The 23,523-nt window shown below is 55.0% G+C and carries 20 protein-coding genes; 8 read left to right on the top strand and 12 right to left on the bottom strand.

Features of this window, described 5'->3' with window-relative positions; translation table 11 throughout:
• Window positions 1-7: 7 nt before the first annotated feature.
• The 11 genes from V9K92_RS20660 to hutI form a co-directional block, all read right to left on the bottom strand.
• Entirely contained in the window at window positions 8-1,051 is a 1,044-nt protein-coding gene (locus V9K92_RS20660) for a LacI family DNA-binding transcriptional regulator (protein WP_337354827.1), read from the bottom strand.
• 2 nt (window positions 1,052-1,053) lie between these two features.
• Window positions 1,054-1,866, bottom strand: coding sequence for an ABC transporter permease (locus tag V9K92_RS20655; RefSeq protein WP_337354826.1), 813 nt, complete (start codon window positions 1,864-1,866; stop codon window positions 1,054-1,056).
• Window positions 1,863-2,684, bottom strand: coding sequence for an ABC transporter permease subunit (locus tag V9K92_RS20650; protein ID WP_115053740.1), 822 nt, complete (start codon window positions 2,682-2,684; stop codon window positions 1,863-1,865). Before V9K92_RS20650 ends, V9K92_RS20655 begins: the two co-directional genes overlap by 4 nt.
• A 61-nt stretch (window positions 2,685-2,745) precedes the next feature.
• On the bottom strand, window positions 2,746-3,882 hold the full coding sequence (locus tag V9K92_RS20645; protein ID WP_115053739.1) for an ABC transporter substrate-binding protein: 1,137 nt from the start codon (window positions 3,880-3,882) through the stop codon (window positions 2,746-2,748).
• Window positions 3,883-3,959: 77 nt separating this feature from the next.
• Window positions 3,960-5,063: an ABC transporter ATP-binding protein gene (locus tag V9K92_RS20640; RefSeq protein WP_337354825.1), complete on the bottom strand. Its 1,104-nt coding sequence runs from the start codon at window positions 5,061-5,063 to the stop codon at window positions 3,960-3,962.
• Between the two features lie 123 nt (window positions 5,064-5,186).
• Window positions 5,187-5,939, bottom strand: a complete 753-nt coding sequence (hutC, locus tag V9K92_RS20635) for a histidine utilization repressor (RefSeq protein WP_115053738.1) — start codon at window positions 5,937-5,939, stop codon at window positions 5,187-5,189.
• Window positions 5,936-6,523: a HutD/Ves family protein gene (locus V9K92_RS20630; protein ID WP_337354824.1), complete on the bottom strand. Its 588-nt coding sequence runs from the start codon at window positions 6,521-6,523 to the stop codon at window positions 5,936-5,938. Before V9K92_RS20630 ends, hutC begins: the two co-directional genes overlap by 4 nt.
• Window positions 6,523-8,193, bottom strand: a complete 1,671-nt coding sequence (gene hutU / locus V9K92_RS20625; RefSeq protein WP_337354823.1) for a urocanate hydratase — start codon at window positions 8,191-8,193, stop codon at window positions 6,523-6,525. Before hutU ends, V9K92_RS20630 begins: the two co-directional genes overlap by 1 nt.
• Window positions 8,174-8,995, bottom strand: coding sequence for an N-formylglutamate deformylase (gene hutG, locus V9K92_RS20620; protein WP_337354822.1), 822 nt, complete (start codon window positions 8,993-8,995; stop codon window positions 8,174-8,176). The genes hutU and hutG overlap by 20 nt, the downstream gene beginning before the upstream one ends.
• A gap of 10 nt (window positions 8,996-9,005) precedes the next feature.
• The gene (gene hutH / locus V9K92_RS20615) at window positions 9,006-10,547 is read right to left on the bottom strand and encodes a histidine ammonia-lyase (RefSeq protein WP_115053734.1); all 1,542 of its coding nucleotides are present in this window, start codon (window positions 10,545-10,547) and stop codon (window positions 9,006-9,008) included.
• Window positions 10,544-11,797: an imidazolonepropionase gene (hutI, locus tag V9K92_RS20610; RefSeq protein ID WP_337354821.1), complete on the bottom strand. Its 1,254-nt coding sequence runs from the start codon at window positions 11,795-11,797 to the stop codon at window positions 10,544-10,546. The genes hutH and hutI overlap by 4 nt, the downstream gene beginning before the upstream one ends.
• 92 nt (window positions 11,798-11,889) lie before the next feature.
• Here hutI and V9K92_RS20605 point away from each other — a divergent pair, with 92 nt between their 5' ends.
• Window positions 11,890-13,242, top strand: coding sequence for a formimidoylglutamate deiminase (locus V9K92_RS20605; RefSeq protein ID WP_337354820.1), 1,353 nt, complete (start codon window positions 11,890-11,892; stop codon window positions 13,240-13,242).
• A gap of 216 nt (window positions 13,243-13,458) precedes the next feature.
• Here V9K92_RS20605 and V9K92_RS20600 read toward each other — a convergent pair whose 3' ends face one another.
• Complete coding sequence (locus V9K92_RS20600; RefSeq protein WP_336441968.1) at window positions 13,459-14,310, bottom strand: IclR family transcriptional regulator; 852 nt, start codon at window positions 14,308-14,310, stop codon at window positions 13,459-13,461.
• A gap of 127 nt (window positions 14,311-14,437) precedes the next feature.
• On the opposite strand from V9K92_RS20600, the gene V9K92_RS20595 reads away from it, so the two are divergent.
• From V9K92_RS20595 to V9K92_RS20565, 7 genes are all read left to right on the top strand, one after another.
• Complete coding sequence (locus tag V9K92_RS20595; RefSeq protein ID WP_337354819.1) at window positions 14,438-15,937, top strand: M81 family metallopeptidase; 1,500 nt, start codon at window positions 14,438-14,440, stop codon at window positions 15,935-15,937.
• Between the two features lie 34 nt (window positions 15,938-15,971).
• The gene (locus V9K92_RS20590) at window positions 15,972-17,579 is read left to right on the top strand and encodes an ABC transporter substrate-binding protein (RefSeq protein WP_115053729.1); all 1,608 of its coding nucleotides are present in this window, start codon (window positions 15,972-15,974) and stop codon (window positions 17,577-17,579) included.
• Window positions 17,580-17,669: 90 nt separating this feature from the next.
• Entirely contained in the window at window positions 17,670-18,611 is a 942-nt protein-coding gene (locus V9K92_RS20585) for an ABC transporter permease (protein WP_115053728.1), read from the top strand.
• An 86-nt stretch (window positions 18,612-18,697) separates the two neighbouring features.
• Entirely contained in the window at window positions 18,698-19,492 is a 795-nt protein-coding gene (locus V9K92_RS20580; RefSeq protein ID WP_370878668.1) for an ABC transporter permease, read from the top strand.
• Between the two features lies 1 nt (window position 19,493).
• Entirely contained in the window at window positions 19,494-21,140 is a 1,647-nt protein-coding gene (locus V9K92_RS20575; protein ID WP_337354818.1) for an ABC transporter ATP-binding protein, read from the top strand.
• Between the two features lie 59 nt (window positions 21,141-21,199).
• On the top strand, window positions 21,200-22,381 hold the full coding sequence (locus V9K92_RS20570; protein WP_115053725.1) for an amidohydrolase: 1,182 nt from the start codon (window positions 21,200-21,202) through the stop codon (window positions 22,379-22,381).
• Window positions 22,378-23,511, top strand: a complete 1,134-nt coding sequence (locus V9K92_RS20565; RefSeq protein ID WP_336441964.1) for a M20/M25/M40 family metallo-hydrolase — start codon at window positions 22,378-22,380, stop codon at window positions 23,509-23,511. Before V9K92_RS20570 ends, V9K92_RS20565 begins: the two co-directional genes overlap by 4 nt.
• Window positions 23,512-23,523 lie beyond the last annotated feature (12 nt).

Here is a 23,523-nt window from a genome sequence, read left to right as displayed (position 1 = left end):
CCGGGTTTTAGGAGCGGTTGACGGGCAGGCGCGTGCTGCCCCGCAGGATAAGACTTGTGGCCAGCCGCTCATGCGCAGGCGGGCGAGCAGGGTCTGCTTCACGTTTCTCCAGCAGTGAAACAGCGTGCTGCGCCATGATGGCGGCATCCTGCCGGAATGTCGTAAGGTTATATGCATCCCAGGAGGCTTCAGGAATGTCGTCAAAGCCGATAACCGAGACGTCTTCCGGAATGGAAAGCGTCGTGTTGTGGCGGATGTAATCAATCAATCCGAATGCCACGAGGTCATTCACGCAGAACACGGCGTCAGGCCGCGTACTTCCACCAAAAAGCTTTCGTGCTGCGGCCTGCCCGCCTTGATAGTCTGAATTGGTGCCTTCTCCGGACAAAACAGTAGCGCCGTTTTTTTCCGCCTCGTCCCGAAACCCGAACTCTCTTTCGATTGTCGTGGGCGTACGCACCACCGTGGCCGCGAAAGCCAAGTTCTTAAGGCCGTTATCCAGAAAGAAACGAGCCGCTGCGCGTCCGGCACCTTCATTATCGATATTAACATCGTCGGCACCCGTTTCCGATCGCCCGAGTACGATAAGCGGCTGGCCATTGCGGCTGGCCAGTTCAACGAAAGAAGAGGGCGGGGATCCTGATAGTATGATGGTCGCCTCGGCGCGATACCCGAACAGGGTCTTTTGCGCCGCCGTCAGTTCTTCCTCCGTGCGGCCGGTATTGATGACGATGGGAACGCTGCCGCGATGGATCAAGGCCTTGGTCAGTGCAGCAACGAGATGGGAACGGTAACCCAATTCAGGATTGGTTACGACAAGGCCCACGAGCCGGCTTTTACGGGCCAAAAGGCCGCGCGCCAAATCATTGACCTGATAGCCAAGAGCTTCCGCAGCTTCCAGAATCTTTTCGCGCTTCTTGGCAGAAACACTGGCTCCCGGTGTGAACGCGCGCGATACGGCAGAACGTGAAACACCAGCACGCTTGGCCACTTGCAAGGCACTTACATATTGGTTGCTTTCCTTGTCGAAGGTTTTCTTCTTGGATGTCATTTTCAATGTCCAACTTTCGAAAGCACGTCGGCGCGCAAGAATCGCTCTACCACCAGCATGAAACCTATCGATGGTATGAGCAACAGCAAGGCTGTTATGGAGGCAATCTGATAATTTCCACCCGAGCTCGCAGTATAAAGCAAAAGCGGGAGGGTATTAACATCAGGCGCGCCAACAAAATAGCTGCCGGTAAACTCATCCAGGGATTCAAGAAATACAAAGATTGCGCTTGCTAAAAGCCCCGGCGCGGCGAGGGGGAGGGTGATGTCGCGAAAGGCCCGGAATGGTCCAGCGCCGATGGATCGTGCCGCTTCTTCAAGGTCAATCTGAACCGCTGAGAATGCAGCCGTCGCAATCCAGACCGCATAGACGAGCCCATGGGTTACATGGACCATCACCACACCGGAAATAGTGCCGTTCAGCCCGATCTGATAGAAAAACCGCGCAATATTTACATAGACCGGAAGGTTGGGGAATGCCTGAGGAATAAGAAAAGCAAGCAGGATGAGCCCGCGGAAGGGCAGTTTCAGGCGCGACAGGGCATAGCCAGCCGGAATGGCCAAGGCCAGCGACGCGACGACTGTAAGGGAAGCCACGACTATGCTTGTCGCCAGAGAACCCATAGCATTGCCGCGCGGCGAGAATACGCGCTCCCAAAAGCTGAAACCGTATTCCAGCGGCAGCATGTGAGGGAAGTACCATTTCTCGGCAACGGTCCAAAGCAGTAGATTGGTCAGAGGGCCAAAAATGATGAAGGCCAGAAGGCCCAAAATAACAGCACGCGGCAGCCACCAGAAATCAAAGCGCATCATCATGAACGCTCCTTCATCGTCTGCCTCAGATATATCAGAGCGACGCCAGTGGTCAGGATCAGCGATATCATGCCCAGCGCGTTAGCCACGCCATAGTCACCATGGGCATTGATCCGGAAAGCAATATCGGCGGTTAGCATGGTTGGTGATTGCGCATTGATCATCAAGGGCACCGACAGGACCGACATCATGGTGACGAAGGAAAGGATCAGACCCACCAGAAGCGTTCCGGCAATCTGGGGAAGAACGATTTCAATCAATATGCGAAGGCGCGACGCACCAAGATTGCGCGCTGCCTCGATGGTGCTTCGATCCAATGAAGCCATGGCGCCAGCCACAAGTAACGTAACGAAAGGAGTCTGTTTCCAAACGAAGGCAATGACAATCCCGCGCCAATCGAGGAAACCAACCGTTTGTAACGGGGTCAGGATGCCGAGGCTGACTAGGATATTGTTCATCAGGCCGTTCTTGGCGAGAAAGGTCCGCAATATTTGCCCAACCACGATGAATGGAATGAACATGGGCCAGCGATAAAGCCAGCGCAAAATCGCGACAGCGCGAGGGTTTTCCCCAAGCGTCAGATATCCGCCGATTGCTATTGAAAACAGGCCGATTAAAGCCGTTGAAACGGTGACGATGACCACCGTGAAAATCATATCGCTGGAGTAAAGCTCGAAAGATTTGCGGAAATTACCCAGTCCCCAGGCATCGCCCACTTCGAATGCACCCAGAATGGATGCAATCAGCGGCACGATGAAGAACAGCACTATCATCACCAGCGCTGGCAGGACGAGAAGTATGGCGAGGAGGTTTTTCCGCATGGATATTACCTGCACAGGAAAGGGGAGGGGCCTTCGCAAGCGAAAGCCCCTGCTTCAAAAATTAGTTTGCTACGTTCTTCTCATAGGCTTCCAAAATCGCCGAATTATAGGGAGCGATCGGGAAAGGCTTGGCTTTGGTTGCAAGATCCTCCGGTGAGATATCGACAAAGAGCTTGTCCCAGCTGGCCTTGTCCAGCTCCGGCTGTACAAACTTGGCATCAATGCCCGGATACCAGTTGAAGCGCTTGACAATGCCTTCAGCCTGAACTTTCGGGCTGGTTGCCAGCGCAACGAACTTTTCGGCCAGTTCAGTGTTCGGGCTTTTTGCCGGAATGACATAATGCATTGGCTGGCCCGGCATGCCGGGTGCAGGCAGGAAGAGCTTCATTTCCGGCGGCAGTTTGCCATCAGCCTGCCAGGAATAGAACATATCCACCCATACCGGGCCCATGGCTATTTCACCCCGGCTCAGCATGTCCAAAGTGCCGGCATTGCCCGGCGTAAGGGTCGCGTTCGTCGTGAAATCCTTCAGGCCGGCAAATGCCTTGTCCCATTTCTTGGTTTCGGCTTCATCGAACGGACCATTCATCAATTTCGCCGCATCGCCATCGCCAAACGCATAGATCCAGCCCATGACAAAGCTGACGCCGGAAGCGCCACCCTTGATTCCGTTATAGCCGAACTGTTTGGGATTTTCCTTTGCCCAGCTCACCAGCTCTTCATAGCTCTTTGGCGGTGTCGGTATGAGCGCAGGATTATAGGCGATTGCCGTCTGGCTGGAGAACATGGGCATGACATAGCCATCGACGTTCGAGCCCAGCGCCATCTTGGCTTTTTCACTTGTCACCATCTCGCCCGATGCGATCTTCGAGCGATAGGATTCCAGATAGCCGTTCTTTACCATTGGACCAGCGAATTTTTCGTGGACAACTGCAACATCTGCGTCCCACTTTTCGACGTTGGCTTTTGATTGCGCGTCGAAACGTTCCACGATTTTCTGCGACCCGGCATCGCCCGGACCCGTGCCCACGACCCTGACTGTCGTTCCAGGGTTTTCCTTTTCAAAGAGGGGGCCAAGATAGTCATTTATATAGTCGACCATGTTCTGATCGCCTGCGGTCAAAACAGTCAGATCAGCAGCGGCAGCTGGGCCTGTGACAAGTCCCAGAATGAGAGAAGCCTGTAGAAGCGTTTTCATATGTAACTCCCTGAGCAAGATTGTTAATTTTAGTAGTATAAGGCACAGCAGAAGCTAAGCGCAGTTTCGCTTCGCTTTTATGTTATTTTCGCCGTATTTGTTGAGGTATTGAAGATAAAGAGCGAGTCCGCCGGTATTTGCACTTTCACCGTTTCACCCTGATTGTACGGCGCGTCGGCATCGACGAGTATTTCGCGGTCTCCAAGGCGCACAGCATGACGCCAATGGCCACCGGGATAACTTACACTTGCAATTTGCCCCCGCAATTCGAGATGACCGGTGCCCTGCATCGCAACGTCTTGAACACGCGCAAGTCGCGCAGCTTCCGCGCGAAAACGCAATTCCACAGGACCGGTGGTCAATGAGCGGCCGGAGCGTGATGTAACCGAGGTCTGGTTATACTCGCCTTCCGCTAGTTCAATCAGATCGCCCTGCACGCGCACCTGCATCGGCAGAAGATTCTCGGCACCCATGAAAGCGGCAACGAAAGGCGAGGCCGGTTTGTTATAAACTTCCTCTGGTGGTCCCTGTTGTTCGATCCGCCCCGCATTCATGATGACGATGCGGTCGGCCATGACCATCGCTTCTTCCCGGTCATGGGTGACATGAACAGCCGTGATGCCAAGGCGCTTTTGCAAGACGCGAATTTCATGGCGAACAGTCAGGCGAATGCGCGCATCGAGATTGGAGAGAGGCTCGTCAAGCAGGAGAATTTCCGGGTCAATTGCCAAAGCTCTGCCAAGGGCGACGCGCTGACGCTGTCCACCCGAAAGCTGGCCGGGCTTGCGGTTACCGAGGCCAGAGAGCCCGAGCAGTTCCTGCATCTCGGCAACGCGGCTATTGATGGTTTCGCGCGAATGCTTTTGGAGCTTCAGGCCGTAGCCAATATTCTGCGCAACAGTCATGTGAGGCCACAGCGCATAGGACTGGAACACGAGTGCCATGCCGCGCTTGTCGGGCGGCAGTTCCGTTACATTGCGACCGGCAACTTCGATCCGCCCGGAAAACGGCTTTGCGAAACCGGCAATCGTGCGCAGCAAAGTTGTTTTGCCACAGCCCGAAGAGCCAAGGAGAGCAACAAACTCCCCCTTGGCAATGTCCAGATCAAGATTGTCCAGAACAGTCGTCGGCCCATAGCCAACACTCATTCCAGCCACTTTAAGGAAAGCCTGCCCGTTCATTTTCATCCCCTATTGCACAGCTGCGCAATTTTTTCTTTGTACTGTCTGTTTATAACAGCGGGATGACAAGCGAAATTTTTTGTCCCGCTAAAAAGGTGCGAGAACCGGCACGCTCAAGACTGATTAATTACCCTTCGGGCTGAAATGCGCGACGAGGCGATAGCTGTCGCCGGGATAATACATGCGCACGGCAGTGATCGGCTGCGTCCCGCGCCAGGTCGAACGTTCGACCTGCAAGCAGGCAGCGCCTTCCTTGATTCCCAAATGGGCGGACAAAACCGCATCGGCATTCAATGCATTTATGCGGTTCTCCGCTTCAGACCACGGCACATGCTCGCGCAGCCAGGTCCCAGGCGGGACATTTTCAAAAGCAATGTCGCTGGCATTGGGTACGCTTACCAGATCAATAAGACGATCTTCAAAGGCATGCACGCGGCGGCCCGCCAAATGCCGGCACAGCACTGCCAGAACCGGGCGAGGGGTCTGCACGTCAAGACGCTTCATATCTGCTGCCGTGCTGGTCCTTTGACGACGCGAGACAACCTCCAGCCGATAGACTTGACCGATAGCCTCAACCTCAGCCTTCACATCTGAAATCTCGATGACGGCAGATTGGACAAGTGGCTGTGAAACAAAACTGCCCGCACGACGACGGCGCTCGATCAGTCCTGAAGCGGCAAGCGCCACAAGCGCCTTGTTTACAGTCATGCGTGCGCAACCGTAAGTATCCATCAGTTCACGCTCTATCGGAATGCGATATCCCGGCGCCCATTCCCCTGAAAGTATGCGCCGCTCAATATCGCTGCGGATACGTGCAGACAGCTGGCCTTTGGATTGGTCAGGGTCAACAGGTGAGGGGAGGGTGGCTTTGTTCAAATTGGCCTCGTCAACGAACTGGGCGCAAGGCGAATAATCAAGATAACCGCAGAGCCCCCAACAGCAATCGTGGCCATACCATCTGCTTCGCCGACAAACAACGCATCATGTTTCGTGAGGACCGATCGATCCGCCAGTTCGAGCGTTCCCTCGACGCAAAAAATGATGCTGCTGCCGGAACCAGTTCTTACAATGCAGGGTTCTTTGACTGTCAGTCGCTCCACCGTCGCATGCCATTGACCTCGGCGGGTCATGACATTGAGATCAGTGATGGTGCCGGAGACCAGTGTTGCAGATGTTTCAGCATCGCCGGGAAAGGCAAAGGGCTCGGAGGCAGTTGTCAGGCGCATGGGCTCCATTCCCGCCACATCGAGATTCATACCTTCTCCGTCCAGAACCGTAAGGATGCGATCAATATTCTCGAAGGAGGAGAATGGTCCATCGGAGGCAACTGTCGCCATGCTGACGCGCCAATGAAACTCGCCAACACCTGCCCCGGCGGGGGCTACGGCAATCTCCGTCGTGACACCGCCGCCGTTTTTCCAGGGCATCTGTTTGTGATCACTGGCGCGCAATATATGCATCAGCCCAATATGCCCGGCAGGTTGAGTCCTTTTTCTTTGGCGCAATCCAGCGCTATCTCATAGCCCGCATCCGCGTGACGCATAACACCGGTCGCCGGATCATTCCACAGAACCCGCTTGATGCGCTCCGCAGCGTCGTCCGTGCCATCACAGCAGATCACCATGCCGGAATGTTGTGAGAAGCCCATGCCCACACCGCCGCCATGATGCAGCGACACCCATGTTGCACCCGACGCAGTGTTCAGAAGCGCGTTCAACAGAGGCCAGTCCGATACGGCATCCGAGCCATCTTTCATCGCTTCCGTTTCCCGATTGGGAGAAGCAACGGAACCGGAATCAAGATGATCACGACCGATAACAATTGGCGCTTTCAATTCACCGGTGCGAACCATTTCGTTGAACGCGAGACCCAACCGGTCGCGATCACCCAAACCCACCCAGCAGATGCGTGCTGGCAGACCTTGGAATGCAATCCGGTCACGCGCCATGTCGAGCCAATTGTGCAGATGCGTATTGCCGGGCGTCAGCTCCTTAACCTTGGCATCGGTCTTGTAAATGTCTTCCGGATCACCGGAAAGTGCAGCCCAACGGAACGGGCCGACACCACGGCAGAACAAGGGGCGAATATAGGCAGGCACGAAGCCGGGGAATGCGAAAGCATTTTCCAAACCTTCATCCTTGGCCACCTGACGAATATTATTGCCATAGTCGAGCGTCGGAATGCCCTGATTCCAAAAAGCAATCATCGCTTCGACATGCTCACGCATTGAGGCGCGTGCGGCTTTCTCGACAGCTTTCGGATCGCTCTCGCGCTTGGCCCGCCATTCGGCCATGGTCCAGCCCTTGGGAAGATAGCCATTGATCGGATCATGCGCCGAGGTCTGGTCGGTCACAATGTCCGGGCGGACGCCACGACGAACCAGCTCCGGCAATATTTCCGCGGCATTGCCAAGAAGGCCAACCGATTTTGCTTCACCCGCCTTGGTCCAGCGGTCAATCATTTCGAGCGCTTCATCCAGCGTTTCAGCTTTCGCATCGACATAGCGGGTGCGTAGACGGAAATCGATTGAGTCCGGATTGCACTCGACAGCGAGACAGCACGCACCTGCCATCACAGCAGCCAGTGGCTGCGCGCCGCCCATGCCGCCAAGGCCGCCGGTCAATATCCATTTGCCCTTGAGGCTACCGCCATAATGCTGACGACCGGCTTCGACGAAGGTTTCATAGGTGCCCTGAACGATACCTTGTGTACCGATATAAATCCATGAACCGGCAGTCATCTGGCCATACATGGCCAAACCCTTCTTATCCAGTTCGTTGAAATGATCCCAGGTCGCCCAATGCGGCACGAGATTGGAGTTTGCAATCAGAACGCGCGGTGCATTTGAATGGGTCTTGAACACGCCGACAGGCTTGCCGGATTGCACCAGCAATGTCTCATCTTCGTTCAGCGTTTTCAGCGTGGCGACAATCTTGTCAAAATCATCCCATGTGCGGGCGGCGCGGCCTATGCCGCCATAGACAACCAGCTCATTCGGGTTCTCTGCAACATCGGGATCGAGATTGTTCATCAACATGCGCAAGGGCGCTTCGGTCATCCACGATTTTGCATTGAGTTCATTGCCGCGAGGGCTGCGGATTTCGCGGATATTATGCCTTGGATTGTTCATATCTGCTTCCCAGTTTGATTGCAGTCTGTTCAAGAATTTCGAGAATATCTTTGAGGTGCTTGCGCAGTTTTTCCGCCTTGGCCTCATCATAGTCGAAAGGAGGGGCCTCGGTCGTCAGATGGGAAGATTGCGTCAGCTCCATCTGTATGGCGTGGATGTTTTTCTCCGGCTGGCCATAGTGCCGGGTTGTCCAGCCGCCCTTGAAACGTCCATTGATGACCGCGTCATATCCGGAAGCGGCAAAGGCAATACGCCCCACTGCCGAAGCAATTTCCGGTGAACAGCTTTTGCCCTCATTTGTACCAATGTTGAAATCCGGCAATTTGCCCTGAAACAGAAAGGGGATGTGCGAGCGTATGGAATGGCAATCGTAGAGGATGCACAGTCCATGCATCTCATGAACCCGCTTGATCTGCGCGGCCAGCGCTTCGTGATAAGGGCGATGAAAAGCCTCCAGCCTCAGCTTGATATCGGCGGGCGTGGGTTGCTGTTTGTCGCGCCAGATCGGCTTGCCGTCAAAGTCTGTTTCCGGAACCAGTGTCGTTGTATTCTGGCCGGGATAAAGACTGTTTCCATCGGGGTCGCGATTAGCATCGATGACATATCGATGGAATGTTGCACGCACCGTAGTTACGTTTGGCAGCAGGCCATCATAGAGTTGATCAATGTGCCAATCCGTATCCGCCAGCATCTGGCCATTCTCGTTGAGACGCGCATGGATATCGACCGGAACTTCCGTACCCGTATGCGGAAAACCGAGAATAATTGGAGATGTACCTTGTTTTACTTCAACAGCGCTCATTGACCGATCCTCACAAGCTTGTATCGAGCAGCGGCAGGATGTCGGGTGAGATGGCAGCGTTCAGCTTGCCGGAAGCAACCACCTCTGAAACAGCCTTCAGATCAGGAGCCATATAGCGATCCTCCTCCAATGTAGGCACCGCTGCTCGAATAACGCCATGAGCGCGCGTGAGTTCCGGGCTGGTCTGCAGCGGTGCACGCAGGTCAATTCCCTGTGCCGCAGTCAGAGCCTCAATGCCAATGATCGAGAAAAGATTATCCGTCATCTGCAAGAGACGGCGCGCACCATGACAGGCCATCGAAACATGGTCTTCCTGATTGGCCGATGTGGGTGTCGAGTCGACAGAGGCCGGATGCGACATCTGCTTGTTCTCAGACATCAAGGCGGCTGACGTTACTTCAGCAATCATGAGTCCTGAATTTAGTCCCGGCTTGCGAGCCAGGAATGCCGGCAAGCCATAGCTCAAGGTCGGATCGACCAGCAAGGCGATGCGGCGCTGGGCTATCGATCCAATTTCGCAGATGGCGAGCGCGATCTGATCGGCAGCAAAAGCCACGGGTTCGGCATGAAAATTACCGCCCGAAACCACCGAGCCATCGCTCAAGACCAGCGGATTGTCTGTCACCGCATTGGCTTCGATTTCCAGGGTGCGCGCCGCCATTCGGAGCAGATCAAGACATGCCCCGTCAACCTGTGGTTGACAGCGGATGCAATAAGGATCCTGTACCCGCTCGTCGCCCTCAATGTGGCTCTCGCGAATAGGAGAGTTTTCAAGCAGGCGCCGCAATGCAGCACCTGTATCGATCTGGCCGCGATGGCCCCGAAGCGAATGTATGTCCGCATGGAAAGGAGCCGATGAGCCCATCGCCGCATCTGTCGACAATGCACCTGTGACCAATGCCGACTGGCCAGCGCGATGGGCGCGAAACAGCCCAGCCAATGCCAGTGCAGTGGAAACTTGTGTGCCGTTGATAAGCGCAAGCCCTTCCTTGGCCGCAAGCACGACGGGCCTCAGACCCGCCTTGGCAAGACCATCTCCGGCAGGCATTTGCGCGCCATCGAAAACGACATCGCCTTCGCCGATCATCGCCGCAGCCATATGTGCCAAAGGAGCAAGGTCACCGGAAGCGCCAACTGAACCCTTTTCCGGAATGACCGGAATAACGCCCTTTTCCAGCATTGCCTCAATGAGCGTGATCAGCTCGAAACGCACCCCGGAAGCGCCACGGCCCAACGATATCAGCTTCAGAGCCATGATCAGGCGGACGATATTTTCCGGCAAAGCATTGCCGACACCGCAGCAGTGCGAAAGAATGAGATTGCGTTGCAGCGTTCCAACATCGGCAGCATCGATCTTGATCGAAGCCAGCTTTCCGAAGCCCGTATTGATCCCATAAACAGGAGCATTGCCAGCGGCAATTTCGGCAATACGCCGTGCGGCGGCTTCAATCCCCGCATGGTATGACGGGTCCAGCCTGACGGGCGCTCCTTGCCAGTAAATCGTCTCAAGCGTGCTGAGCGAAACACTGCCCGGATGAAGTATAATGGTCATCGAGTAATCCTTTGTCCGCGGAAAATGCGCATGTGGAGAGGGTTGAACCCTATACGGTAGACAAGCTCAGCCGGGCTCGTCGCATTCCAGACCGCGAAGTCGGCTGATTTGCCCGCTTCGATCGTGCCTGTGTCATTCAGTATGCCAAGCGCACGCGCCGCCTCGCGCGTTGCCCCCGAAAGCGCCTCGTCAACTGTCAGACGGAAAAGTGTGCAAGCCATGTTCATCGTCAAAAGCAGCGAAGTGAGCGGTGAGGTACCGGGATTGCAATCGGTTGCCACGGCAATGTGAACGCCTGCCTCTCGGAGCAACTGGACGGGCGGAGCCTGTTCTTCGCGTAGAGTATAAAATGCGCCCGGCAGCAAAACAGCAACTGTTCCAGCCGCTGCCATGGCTTTCGCGCCCTCTTCATCAAGATATTCGAGATGGTCGGCGGAAAGCGCGCCGTAAGATGCCGCAAGCTTGGCACCGCCGAGATTGGAGAGTTGTTCTGCATGAAGCTTGACGGGAAGGCCGAGAGATTTTGCCTTGTCAAACACACGGGCGATCTGCGCTGGAGAAAAAGCAATGCCCTCGCAAAATCCGTCGACCGCATCGACCAGCTTTTCCGCATGAGCAGCTTCCAACCCGGGTAGCACGACCTCAGAAATATAATCATCGGCACGGCCACGATATTCAAGCGGCACCGCATGGGCAGCAAGATAACTGCTATAAATCCGCACCGGCCGCATGGTCGCCAATCGCCGCGCAACGCGCAGCATTTTCAGCTCGGCTTCAATATTCAGCCCATAGCCCGATTTGATTTCGATGGTTGAAATGCCCTCTGCCAGCAGCGTATCCAGGCGCGGCAGGCTTTGCGCGATCAGTTCATCTTCGCTCAACGCATTGGTGGCCTTGACGGATGAAACAATTCCACCGCCTGCGCGCGCAACGTCTTCGTAGCTTGCCCCTTCAAGCCGCATTTCGAATTCCCGCGCGCGGTTGCCGCCATAGACAAGATGCGTGTGACAATCGATCAGAGATGGCGTCACCAATCTGCCTTCAAGGTCATGGGATGTGGCCGCTTGCGCTTCCACCGGAAGGTCTTTTTCCGCGCCCGCAAAAACAACACGCCCATTCTTTACGAGGATCGCCGCTTGATCAATGATAGCGGTTGCATCGCGCTGGCAGGTAAGCAGGCGCATATTGCGCCACACTTCCACATCTGCATGCCGAGCTTCACTTTCGTCTGAAATTATATTTCCGCCCATGAGCTTTACGCCTTTTCATCTCCTGCTAATATGTATAGACATAATTGAGATCAACGCAAACGTTTTTTCTGTCGCTTCGGGAGGATTCACCATTGACGCATATATTTGCACAGGCAGCATTGACGACTTCCGGCTGGCAACAGAACGTCCGCATAAGTTTTGCCAGCACTGGCATTACCGCTATGCAGCCGGACAGCGCTCCGCTTCCCGACGATGAGCGCCATTCGATCATTCTCCCCGGCATGCCAAATCTTCACAGCCACGCATTTCAACGCGGCATGGCAGGACTTGCAGAAAGCCGCGGTCCTGGTGCCGATAGTTTTTGGAGCTGGCGCAATGTCATGTATCGCTTTGCTCTGACAATGACGCCCGAGCAGATGGAAGCAGTCGCAGCGCAGCTATATATGGAAATGCTGGAGGCGGGTTTTACACGTGTCGGCGAGTTCCATTACCTCCACCACGATATTGACGGGCGGCAATATGCAAATATTGCCGAGATGGGTGAGCGGATTGCAGCAGCTGCAAACGTGACGGGGATAGGACTTACCCTACTGCCTGTTTTCTATGCGCATTCCACGTTCGGCGGCGCTGCCCCCTCAGAGGGACAGCGCCGGTTCATCAACACGCTGGACGCTTATGAAAAGCTTCATGCCGGATGCCAGCAGGCAGTCAAGGACTTGCCCGATGCGAAAGTCGGCGTAGCGCCCCATAGTCTGCGAGCAGTGACGCCGGATGAACTGGAAGCCGTGACGGCCATCGCCGGAAAAAATCCGAAACATATCCATGTCGCCGAGCAGATAAAGGAAGTTGACGATTGCATCGCTTGGTCGGGTGCGCGTCCCGTCGAATGGCTGCTCCAAAATGCTGATCTGGACAAAAGCTGGTGTCTTATACACGCGACACATATGACAGATGACGAGACGCAGTCCATGGCTCGCAGCGGTGCGATTGCCGGTCTCTGCCCGATCACGGAAGCCAATCTGGGTGACGGAACATTTTCAGCACAATTATTCACGCAAGCGGGCGGTGGCTTCGGCATCGGTTCGGACTCAAATGTTCTGATAGGAATTGGCGACGAGCTGCGTCAGCTAGAATATTCGCAGCGTCTGGCGCATCGCTCGCGCAACGTGCTCGCACCAGCGGGCGGATCGACAGGCAGGGCGCTGTTCGACCACGCTGTCAGCGGCGGCGGCACTGCCCTCGGCGTCGAGACAGGCCTTGCCATTGGCAAACCCGCGGATTTCATCAGCATCCAGCTCCAGACGCCGGATCTGTTTTCCGGTGACGTTGCGTTGGACTCATGGATTTTTGCCAATGGTGCCAAAGTAGATTCGACTTGGGTAACGGGCATCAAGCAGGTTGATCACGGCCGCCACCGGCTTCGCGATCAGATCGAACACAAGTTCGGCAAAGTCATGAAAGAACTCATTTCGGCAAATCCGTAAAAGATATGCCTGCGGCCACTCCGTTTAGAACTTATGCCCTTCGCTCATCGCTCCGGGCAAACGTGGTCAGGCCCCGACTATTGCGTTTGCTGAGGAACCCGTCGAAAAGTACCAACCCGGCTGTTTTCCTCATGATGATCCTGTTTGATGGACGGTTTTGGAAGTGGTTGCTTTAGCCAGCAGACGCAGCAGAGCCGCCGACTATTGGGCATTGACCTATTCTTGAATCCCTTTTCGGATCCCGATGGGAGCTTTTTCCGAAACTGTTTGCGCCGCGTTTTGCACCAGCGGACCGAAGCTGTCACTGAAGCTTTCGGCCGTCCACTCTTGCAGACTTCCCGCGACGTGGATTGCGCCAATAGGAGCACCGCTCGAATCTCGTATCGGAGCGCCGATTGCCACTTCATGATTTAACAACTGCCTGCATAATACGGAATGCCCCCGCTCACGCGTGGCGTGGACATGCACCATAACTTCATCAAGAGTGCGGATGGTGTGACTGGTAAAAGGTGTCAAATCCGAGCGTTTCACAATGTCGGCGACCTTCTCGTCAGGGAGGAGCGATAGGATGGCAATGCCGCCCGCCGTGCAGTAAGTCGGAACCGCATGTCCAACAATGGTCGCGCTGAAGATTTCATGCTTTGAGGGCATGCGCAAAGCATAGACGACGCGCACATCGTCAAAGAGCGAAAGATCGACACGCTCACGGACACGGCGGCGTAGCTCCAACATGACGGGATTTGCGCGCTGGAGCATTGGGTTAAGTCGCAACAAATCGTGCGTCATGTCGAGCACACGCAGACCGGGCAGGTAGCCGCGATCCTCAGGGTCGCGGGTGAGCATACCCAGCTTCAAGAGTGAGTGAACGATCCGTTGCGCAGCGCTGCGATCCACACCAGCAGCTGTCGCAACCTGACTGAGCGATAACGGATGACGCGCGCTCTGAAATGCTGACATGACAGCGACCGTTCTTGCGACCGAACGCATAAACAACGGATCGTCCTTGTAAGCTTCTCCTTCATCAGGGTCGAAACTGGATATGCCGCGAAGATCTCGAAATGTGGTCATGAAAAATCTCTAATCGACATTGGAGGATTGACAAGCATCAAAATTGGTTCCTATCATAAAAAACAATATAGATGTATCGCTGAGAGATACACATATCAGCCCGAGGGGGCAAATCAAAAATGGGAGTATGCTCGTGTCAAAACGCGTGGCTGTCGCTGGCTTTTTGCATGAAACAAATACGTTTGCTGCGGCGCCGGCAACCATGGCAGCATTTGTTCAGGGTGGCGGATACATCCCCATCTCCCGTGGAAACGCGATTTTCGAGAATGCGCAGAATGTTAACCTCGGTATTGTCGGGGCATTGAACTTTGCGCAACAGGCCGGCTGGGAAATCGTGCCCATCCTGTGGGCAGGGGCAATCCCCTCCGCGCCGGTGACCAAAGACGCCTATGAAACAATCGTTTCCGAGATTGTCGAAGGGCTGCGCAATTGCGGGCCTCTGGATGGCATTTTTATCGATCTGCATGGCGCAATGGTTGCTGAGCACGTGGATGACGGCGAAGGCGAGCTTCTTGAACGGGTTCGTTCCATCCGCCCATCGGAACCGATTGCCGTCGCATTAGACCTGCATGGAAATATTACGCGGCGTATGTTCGACCTTTCGGATGTCATGGTCGGTTTTCGTACTTACCCGCACGTCGATATGGCCGAAACCGGTTATCGGTCGGCACAGGCTTTGCAGGCATTGATGGACAGGCCTGATGGCTGGCAGAAGGCGATGCGACAGGGCGATTATCTGATCCCGATTGCATGGCAGTGCACGCAGGAAGAGCCCGCAAAAGGCCTATATGGCATGACGGTCGATCTGCCTGAGAATGTGCTGACGGCCTCGCTCTTCATGGGCTTCCCCGCTGCTGATTTTGCCGAATGCGGGCCTTCGGTCTTCGCCTATGGTTGGGATAAGCAGGCGGTAGATGCGTGCGCCGATAATATCATGACGGCTCTTTCGGCGGCTGAATCCTCTTTTGTCGGCACAGCCTATCAGCCAAAGGAGGGGATTGAAAAGGCGATTGAGCTGGCTCGGAGCGCCGTTCGCCCGGTCGTCATTGCGGATACTCAAGACAATCCCGGAGCGGGTGGCAGTTCGGATACGACCGGGATGCTTCGTGCACTTGTTGCCAGTGGCGCCGAACGTGCAGCCATTGGATGTATCCACGATCCGGAAGCCGCAAGGCTTGCGCATCAAGCAGGCGAGGAGGCTGAGATCGAGATTTCGCTTGGCGGCAAATCGGGGATCGATAACGACGAGCCATTCAAAGCCCGGTTCACCGTCGAGAAACTCTCTGACGGCAAGGTCCATGCAACAGGTCCCTATTATGGTGGCACATGGTTGGATATGGGTCCATCTGCCTGCCTTCGACTCGGCGGGACGCGTATCGTTGTTACGACCAATCTTGCCCAAATGGCAGATCGTGAACTTTATCGCATGGTTGGGATTCAACCAGAACAGGAAGCCATCCTCGTTAATAAAAGCTCCGTCCATTTTCGAGCCGACTTCGCACCAATCGCGGAAAAGCTTCTTGTCTGCATTGCCCCCGGTGCGATGCCGCTCAGCCCGGCGCAATTGCCGTGGAAGCGCTTGCGGGCGGGCATAAGGCTTGAGCCGCTCGGACAGGAATTCAACTAGAACAATAAGAACAACCTCCAGAGGAACTAAGTAGATGAAGTTTATCAGTTTTCACCAACCTAGCCCGACCCTTCGTAAACTAAAATATGGAATTGCAGCCTCACTGATCGCGCTTGGTACAAGCGCTGCATGGGCGGAAACAACGCTTACCGCAGTCATGCATTCAGACCTGCGCATCCTTGATCCGATCATCACCACAGCACATATCACCCGCGATCATGCTTACATGATTTACGACGTGCTGATCGCGGTCGATGAAAACTTCAAGCCACAGCCTCAGATGGCAGAATGGACCGTTTCGGACGATCGTAAGATCTATACATTCACACTGCGCGATGGTCTTAAATTCCACGATGGTGCGCCGGTAACAGCCGCTGACGCAGTGGCCTCGCTCGAGCGTTGGGCCAAGCGCGATGCTGGCGGTCAGCTTATCATGGATATTACGGAATCCCTGAAGGCGACCGATGATAAAACGCTGGTCTGGACACTCAAGGAGCCATTTGCCCCCTTCCTTGACACGCTTTCCAAGCAGGCCGCCCTGCCTCCATTCATCATGCCCGCGCGCATCGCCGCAACGCCTGCCGATACCGCCATTACAGAGCATATTGGTTCCGGCCCATTCAAGTTTGTGCCGGCAGAGTTCCAGCCCGGCGTTGGTGTAAGCTATGTTAAAAACGAAGAGTATATACCGCGCAAGGAACCAGCCAATTGGATGGCAGGCGGTAAAGTCGTAAATGTAGACAAGGTTCGCTGGGTCACGATGACCGATGCGCAGACGGCGGTTAACGCTCTTGCAAGCGGTGAAGTCGACTACATGGAGCAGGTGCCCGTCGACCTGGTGTCGCTGTTTGAAGGCGATGACACGGTGGTTCTCGAACAGCGCGACCCGCTCGGCTATCAGACCATGGGGCGCCTCAACTTCAAGCATCCACCTTTTGACAATCCGGATATTCGCCGTGCAGCTTTTCTTGCCATGTCGCAGGAACCAGTGCTTGCCGCGCTTATGGCCGATCCCAAATATTACAGGGTTTGCGGTGCTATTTTCGGCTGCGGCACGCCTAACGCCACGAATGTCGGCGCTGACAGCATTGTCGGGAAAGGCAATATTGAAGAAGCAAAAGCACTGCTCAAAAAAGCCGGTTATGATGGAAAGCCGGTTGTACTGATGCAGCCAACAGACGTTTCCAGTCTCTCTCCTCAACCGGTTGTGGCAGCACAGCAGTTGCGTGCAGCTGGATTTACTGTGGACATGCAGCCAATGGACTGGCAGACGCTTGTCGGTCGTCGGGCCTCAAAGGATGAGCCGTCAAAGGGTGGCTGGAATATCTTCTTCACAAACTGGCAGATTCCGGAAATTGCCACACCGCTAAACTCCGTCATGCTCAATGGTCGCGGCGATCAGGGCTGGTTCGGTTGGCCGAAGGATGACAAGATCGAAGCGCTTAAGAAGGAATATATTGCCGGGAAAACACCGGAAGAGCAGAAAGCCGTTATTGAGAAAATCCAGGCCCATACGCTTGAGAACGTCCTCTATATTCCGCTTGGCGAATATAATCCGCCACAGGGCCGCCGTTCCAACGTCGTCGATATGCTCGGCTCTCCCGTCCCGGTGTTCTGGAACGTAAAAAAGACCGAAGAATAATCTGCCCGCCGCTATCGCGTTTGACGTGATGGCTCCCAATTCAATACGGAACCGGTTCGGTATCGGTTCCGTCTCTCGCGGGACGCGCATATGGCTATCTACCTTTTAAAACGTATTTTTGCTCTTGTACCGGTGTTGCTGCTGGTATCGATTTTTGTCTTCCTCCTCCTGCGACTTACGCCGGGTGATCCGGCGGCAATTCTGGCAGGCGATGCCGCCACAAGCGAACAACTCGAACGCATTCGGGAGGCCATGGGGCTCAACAAACCCATTTTGACGCAATATTTCGTCTGGATGGGCAATATAATGCAGGGAGATCTTGGCGTTTCGCTGATATCAGGCGTTCCGGTGCTCGATCTGGTTTCGCAACGTATCGGCCCGACGATTTCCATAGCGGTTCTCACCATTATTATTGCTGTTCTCGCGGCAATTCCGATGGGTGTGATCGCAGCCTGGCGGCATCGTTCGTGGATTGATTATCTCGTCATGAGTTTTTCTGTTTTGGGCTTTTCCGTTCCAGTTTTTCTGGTTGGTTATGTGTTGCTGCTCATTTTTTCGGTCAATCTGGGTTGGCTTCCGGTTCAGGGTTTCAAACCAATTTCGTCGGGCTTTGGCAGCTTCATGGAGCGAGCCATATTGCCCGCACTGACACTGGCTTCGATCTATATCGCGCTCATCGCCCGCATGACCCGCGCAGCCATGTTGGATGTTTTGGGTGAGGATTACATTCGCACTGCACGGGCAAAAGGCGTCAGTGATCGTCGTCTCCTGTTCGTACATGCTTTGAAGAATGCAGCTGTGCCGGTCGTCACCATTATTGGCACCGGGTTCGCGCTACTCATTTCGGGCGTCGTGGTCACGGAAAGCATTTTCAATATACCCGGTATCGGACGTCTGACGGTTGATGCGGTTCTGGCGCGCGATTATCCGGTCATTCAGGCCATGATCCTTTTGACGAGCGCGCTCTACGTCTTCGTCAATCTGTTGATCGATCTTTCCTACACATTGTTTGATCCAAGGATACGCTATTGATGGCCTCTGAACCGACATCGACTGGCATGCATTGGTTGCTGCGCCTGTTCTCGCTGCCGCGCGTTACACGCGTTGGTATCGGACCGATGATTGCGGGCGTTCTCCTTGCCGCAATTCTCATTCTCACCCTTGCCTCACCGTGGATCGCTCCGCATGATCCGCTGGCCATGAACCCGTTGATGCGGCTCAAGCCGCCTTCGGATGACTACCTGCTTGGCACTGATAATTACGGTCGTGATCTCTTCTCACGCATGATTCTCGGTGGGCGTATTTCCCTGTTGATAGGCCTTCTCGCTGCCGGAGCTTCAATTGGCGTGGGCATTCTCATCGGCTTGGTCGCTGGTTTTTTCCGCACTGCCGATGCGATCATCATGCGCATGATGGATGCGCTGATGGCAATGCCTTCCATTTTGATCGCCATCGCATTGGTCGCACTGAACGGGCCATCCATTGGCTCGGTGATCGTAGCAATTACCATTCCGGAAATTCCTCGCGTCGTGCGTCTGGTGCGGTCGGTAATCCTGAGTGCTCGCGAAGAGTCCTACGTCGAAGCCGCGCTGGCCCTTGGTTCGAGCACGCCAAAAATTCTTTTCCAGCATCTTCTGCCCAATACAATGGCTCCGCTTATCGTGCAGGGCACCTACATCGTCGCATCGGCAATTCTGACCGAAGCAATCCTATCGTTTCTCGGGGCAGGCATCAGCACCGAGATCCCGACATGGGGGAACATCATGGCCGAAGGCCGCCAGTTTTTCCGCATCAAACCGTCTATTGTGCTCTGGCCAGGGCTTCTGCTGACCCTCTGCGTCCTTTCAATCAATCTTCTGGGCGATGCGGCGCGCGATACGCTTGATCCGCGCCTGAAAAAGCGGGAGGGCTGAAATGGAATTGCGCAATCGTGATTTCACAACAGAACCGGTCGTGCTCGAAATTGACAATCTCGTCGTGGCGCTACCCAGCGGCACACAGGTTCTTCGCAGCGTCAGCCTTGATATCCGTAAAGGCGAAACAGTTTGTCTCGTTGGCGAATCGGGCTCAGGCAAATCGGTGACCTCACTGACAGCCATGGGCCTTCTTCCCAAGAATGCTTTGTTGGTAAAAACGGGAGCAATTCGACTTGACGGCATTGACCTGCTGAAATTGTCTCCCGCCGATATGAAGAAGATGCGCGCCACACGCATTTCGATGATTTTTCAAGAGCCAATGACGGCGCTCAATCCGGTTATGCGGGTTGGTGAGCAGATCATGGAAGTTCTGGATATTCACACCAATTTGTCGGCCGACGCGAAACGCGTCAAAGTCATCAATATTATGGAGCAGGTGCACCTGCCTGACGTTGAGCGCATCTATCAAAGCTTTCCGCACCAACTCTCGGGTGGTCAGCGTCAGCGCATCATGATTGCTATGGCGCTCATACTTGAGCCCGTGGTTTTGATCGCAGATGAGCCGACCACTGCGCTCGACGTGACAACGCAAAAGCAAATTCTGTCATTGATTGCCGAAATGCAGGCAAAACATGGCACGGCGGTTCTGTTCATCACGCATGACATGGGAGTGGTTGCCGAAATTGCCGACCGTGTCTGCGTTATGCACAATGGCGAAATCGTAGAACACGGCACGATTCGGCAAGTTCTGGCTTCACCGCAAAAGCAATATACAAAAGATCTGCTTGGTTCGGTACCAAGTCTCATTCCCCGACTGGCGCGCGCATCGCAAGGCGGCGAAGCTGTGATCCAGGTGCGCGATCTCGGCATGACTTATCGAAGCCGCGGTATTTTCATCACCAAGCCGGGTGTTCAAGCGTCACGCAACGTAACTTTCGAGCTTCCACGCGGACGCACGCTCGGGATTGTCGGCGAGTCCGGCTCCGGCAAAACCACTGTCGCTCGTTCGATCATGCGGTTGATTGAGCCGACAGAAGGCGAGATATTTGTCGGTGGACGCGACATTGCACATCTTGGCAAACGCGAAATGAAGCCGTTTCGCAAAAAACTGCAGGTTGTATTTCAGGATCCGTTCCGGTCGCTCAATCCGCGCTGGACTATTGAGCAAAGTCTGACGGAAGGGCCGCTCAACTACGATGTGCCTTACGAAGAAGCCGTGGCCGAGGCGAAACGTCTGTTGAAGATTGTCTCGCTGCCACTGGATGCTTTAAAGCGATATCCGCATCAATTTTCGGGCGGGCAGCGCCAGCGTATTGCCATTGCCAGGGCTGTTGCCCTCAGGCCCGACATTCTCGTGGCGGACGAAGCGGTCTCCGCGCTGGATGTTTCGATACAGGCACAGGTTCTTGATCTTCTCGCACAGCTTCAGAAGGATACCGGCATCGCCATTATTTTCATAACTCACGATCTGCGCGTCGCAGCACAGATATGTGATGACGTGCTGGTGATGAAACGCGGAGAGGTTGTCGAACATGGCAATGCTGCCGACGTGCTTGGCAATCCGTCGCATGAATATACGCGCTCATTGATTGAGGCGGCTCCCGGCCGCTTCTGGGATTTCGCGGCTGGACGTCCCACCGCCTGATCGAAGGGCCGCTGCTTGCGGCCCCGATTATCTTCAATGCTTCAAACAGGAACGAAATTATGCCCATCATACCGTTTATTGAGGAGAAGGCCGGCGAGATGCGCGCGGTTTTCGAAGACCTTCATCGTCATCCCGAAATTGGCTTTGAGGAGAACCACGCCTCCAGCGTTGTCGCTGGTCTTCTAAAGAAGTGGGGTTTCGATGAAGTTCACACCGATATTGCCAAGACTGGCGTCGTCGGCATTCTGAAAGGTCATAATCCTGGCAATCGCCGGATCGGCCTTCGAGCGGATATGGATGCACTGCCGATCGACGAGATTTCGGGCGTTGCCTATACATCGCAAAACCCAGGCCGTATGCATGCCTGCGGCCATGATGGTCACACGACGATGTTGCTGAGCGCAGCCCAATATCTGGCGGCTACGCGCAATTTCGAAGGCACGGCGGTTTTTGTATTTCAACCCGCTGAGGAAGGTCTTGGTGGTGCGCGTACCATGATCGCCGAAGGTCTGTTCGAGCGCTTTCCCTGCGACGAAATCTACGGAATGCACAATCAGCCATTAGGTACGCTCGGCAAAGCGCAGATACGCAAGGGTCCCGCCATGGCCGGGGCCAGCTTTTTCGACATCAAACTAACGGGGAAAGGCAGTCATGCGGCCCAGCCGCATAACTCACGTGACGTGCTGGTAATCGGCGCCGATCTTGTTGGTCAGATTCAGACCATCGTTTCGCGCAATATCCCCGCGACTGAAGCCTGCGTTGTTTCGTGCACCCAATTTCACACCGGCAGCGCCTATAATATCGTGCCGGAAGTCGCCACGATCACCGGTACGATCCGCTATTTCGAGCGTCACGTCTACGATGTGGCGGAAAGCCGCCTGAGAGAAATTTGCGCAGGCGTGGCAGCTGGTTACGGCGTGACCGTTGATGTCGATATTCGCAACGTCTTCGATGTTTTGCGTAATGATAACGAGCTTTCCGACGCCTATATCGCCGCTGCACGCGATGTGCTCGGCGAGGAAAATGTCAGCGATGACTGCCCAGCCTTTATGGGCAGCGAGGACTTCGCCGATATGCTCGCCCGGGTGCCAGGTGCTTACATTAACGTGCAGCACGCCGGCAAGGCCGCCTTGCACAATCCGGCATTTACACTCGAACCGGAAGTGCTTCCGATTGGCGCGTCTATCTATGCTCGGATCGTGGAAACCCGCTTGTCTGTTAACAAGGAATTGGCTGCATGAGCGCGTTTGAACTTCCATTTGACCTTGATGACATGATTGCGCGTCTGCGCCCCTGGATCGAAACCGAAAGCCCGACTTTCGATGCAGCGGCGGTCAATCGAATGGTGGACATTGCCGCCTATGACTTTGCCGCTGCAGGTGCCAGCGTTGAATTCATTCCGGGGCGAATGGGATTTGGCGGGTCTTTGCGCGCAAGGTTTCCGCACGAACATCATGGCAAGCCCGGCATTCTGGTGTCAGGGCATCTCGATACCGTCCATCCGCTTGGCGTCATTGATGTAAATCCGTTTCGCCGGGATGATGGCAAGATTTACGGCCCTGGCATCCAGGATATGAAGGGTGGCAATTTCGTTGCGCTTGAGGCCATGCGTCAGATTGCAAAAAACGGGCTCGCAACCAAGCTTCCTGTCACCTTTCTGTTGACGCCCGACGAAGAGGTGGGAACGCCTTCCACGCGTGATCTGATTGAGCAGGAAGCGCTCAAGAACAAATATGTTCTGGTACCGGAACCCGCACGGCGTGATGGTGGCGCCGTCGTGGGGCGCTATGCCATTGCGCGCTACAATCTCGAAACTATTGGCAGGCCAAGTCATGCTGGCTGGCTGCTCAAGGAAGGACGCTCAGCCATCCGCCGCATGGCCGAAAAGATCATCGAGATCGAAGCACTCACGACGGAAGATTGTACATTCTCTGTCGGTGTTATTCAGGCCGGGCAATGGGTCAATTGCGTTTCATCAAGCTGCAAAGCCGAGGCGCTCAGCATGGCGAAAACCCAAAAGGATCTCGAAGAGGGTGTTTCACGTATCATGGCTCTTGCGGGCGCGAAAGATGATGTGGAACTGATCGTCACGCGCGGGGTGACGCGGCCAGTTTGGGAGCCCGGGCAGCCGCAAGATATGCAGCTTTTCAACTTCGCTAATGATATTGCGAAAGAGGTCGGATTTACCATGACGGCCCAAAGCTCGGGTGGCGGTTCCGATGGAAACTTTACCGGCGCGCTCGGTGTGCCGACACTTGATTCCATCGGCGTACGTGGTGATGGTCTGCACACCTTGGGCGAGCATATCTTCGAAGACAGTCTGATCGAGCGCGCGCGTCTTCACGCAGGCTTGTTCCTGCGGCTGGAATAAGGCGCAACGGGT

The sequence above is a fragment of the Phyllobacterium sp. CCNWLW109 genome (assembly GCF_037203905.1).
Classification (GTDB): domain Bacteria; phylum Pseudomonadota; class Alphaproteobacteria; order Rhizobiales; family Rhizobiaceae; genus Phyllobacterium; species Phyllobacterium ifriqiyense.
This window is presented reverse-complemented; position numbering and strand designations above follow the sequence as displayed.

Coding starts and splice junctions, on each gene's coding strand:
- hutU (WP_337354823.1), bottom strand. CDS start 8,193: ATGAACAATCCAAGGCATAATATCCGCGAAATCCGCAGCCCTCGCGGC.
- V9K92_RS20590 (WP_115053729.1), top strand. CDS start 15,972: ATGAAGTTTATCAGTTTTCACCAACCTAGCCCGACCCTTCGTAAACTA.
- hutI (WP_337354821.1), bottom strand. CDS start 11,797: ATGGGCGGAAATATAATTTCAGACGAAAGTGAAGCTCGGCATGCAGAT.
- hutG (WP_337354822.1), bottom strand. CDS start 8,995: ATGAGCGCTGTTGAAGTAAAACAAGGTACATCTCCAATTATTCTCGGT.
- V9K92_RS20580 (WP_370878668.1), top strand. CDS start 18,698: ATGATTGCGGGCGTTCTCCTTGCCGCAATTCTCATTCTCACCCTTGCC.
- V9K92_RS20575 (WP_337354818.1), top strand. CDS start 19,494: ATGGAATTGCGCAATCGTGATTTCACAACAGAACCGGTCGTGCTCGAA.
- V9K92_RS20570 (WP_115053725.1), top strand. CDS start 21,200: ATGCCCATCATACCGTTTATTGAGGAGAAGGCCGGCGAGATGCGCGCG.
- V9K92_RS20585 (WP_115053728.1), top strand. CDS start 17,670: ATGGCTATCTACCTTTTAAAACGTATTTTTGCTCTTGTACCGGTGTTG.
- hutH (WP_115053734.1), bottom strand. CDS start 10,547: ATGACCATTATACTTCATCCGGGCAGTGTTTCGCTCAGCACGCTTGAG.
- V9K92_RS20565 (WP_336441964.1), top strand. CDS start 22,378: ATGAGCGCGTTTGAACTTCCATTTGACCTTGATGACATGATTGCGCGT.
- V9K92_RS20630 (WP_337354824.1), bottom strand. CDS start 6,523: ATGCATATATTGCGCGCCAGTGATCACAAACAGATGCCCTGGAAAAAC.
- V9K92_RS20600 (WP_336441968.1), bottom strand. CDS start 14,310: ATGACCACATTTCGAGATCTTCGCGGCATATCCAGTTTCGACCCTGAT.
- V9K92_RS20595 (WP_337354819.1), top strand. CDS start 14,438: ATGCTCGTGTCAAAACGCGTGGCTGTCGCTGGCTTTTTGCATGAAACA.
- V9K92_RS20655 (WP_337354826.1), bottom strand. CDS start 1,866: ATGATGATGCGCTTTGATTTCTGGTGGCTGCCGCGTGCTGTTATTTTG.
- V9K92_RS20660 (WP_337354827.1), bottom strand. CDS start 1,051: ATGACATCCAAGAAGAAAACCTTCGACAAGGAAAGCAACCAATATGTA.
- V9K92_RS20640 (WP_337354825.1), bottom strand. CDS start 5,063: ATGAACGGGCAGGCTTTCCTTAAAGTGGCTGGAATGAGTGTTGGCTAT.
- V9K92_RS20645 (WP_115053739.1), bottom strand. CDS start 3,882: ATGAAAACGCTTCTACAGGCTTCTCTCATTCTGGGACTTGTCACAGGC.
- V9K92_RS20650 (WP_115053740.1), bottom strand. CDS start 2,684: ATGCGGAAAAACCTCCTCGCCATACTTCTCGTCCTGCCAGCGCTGGTG.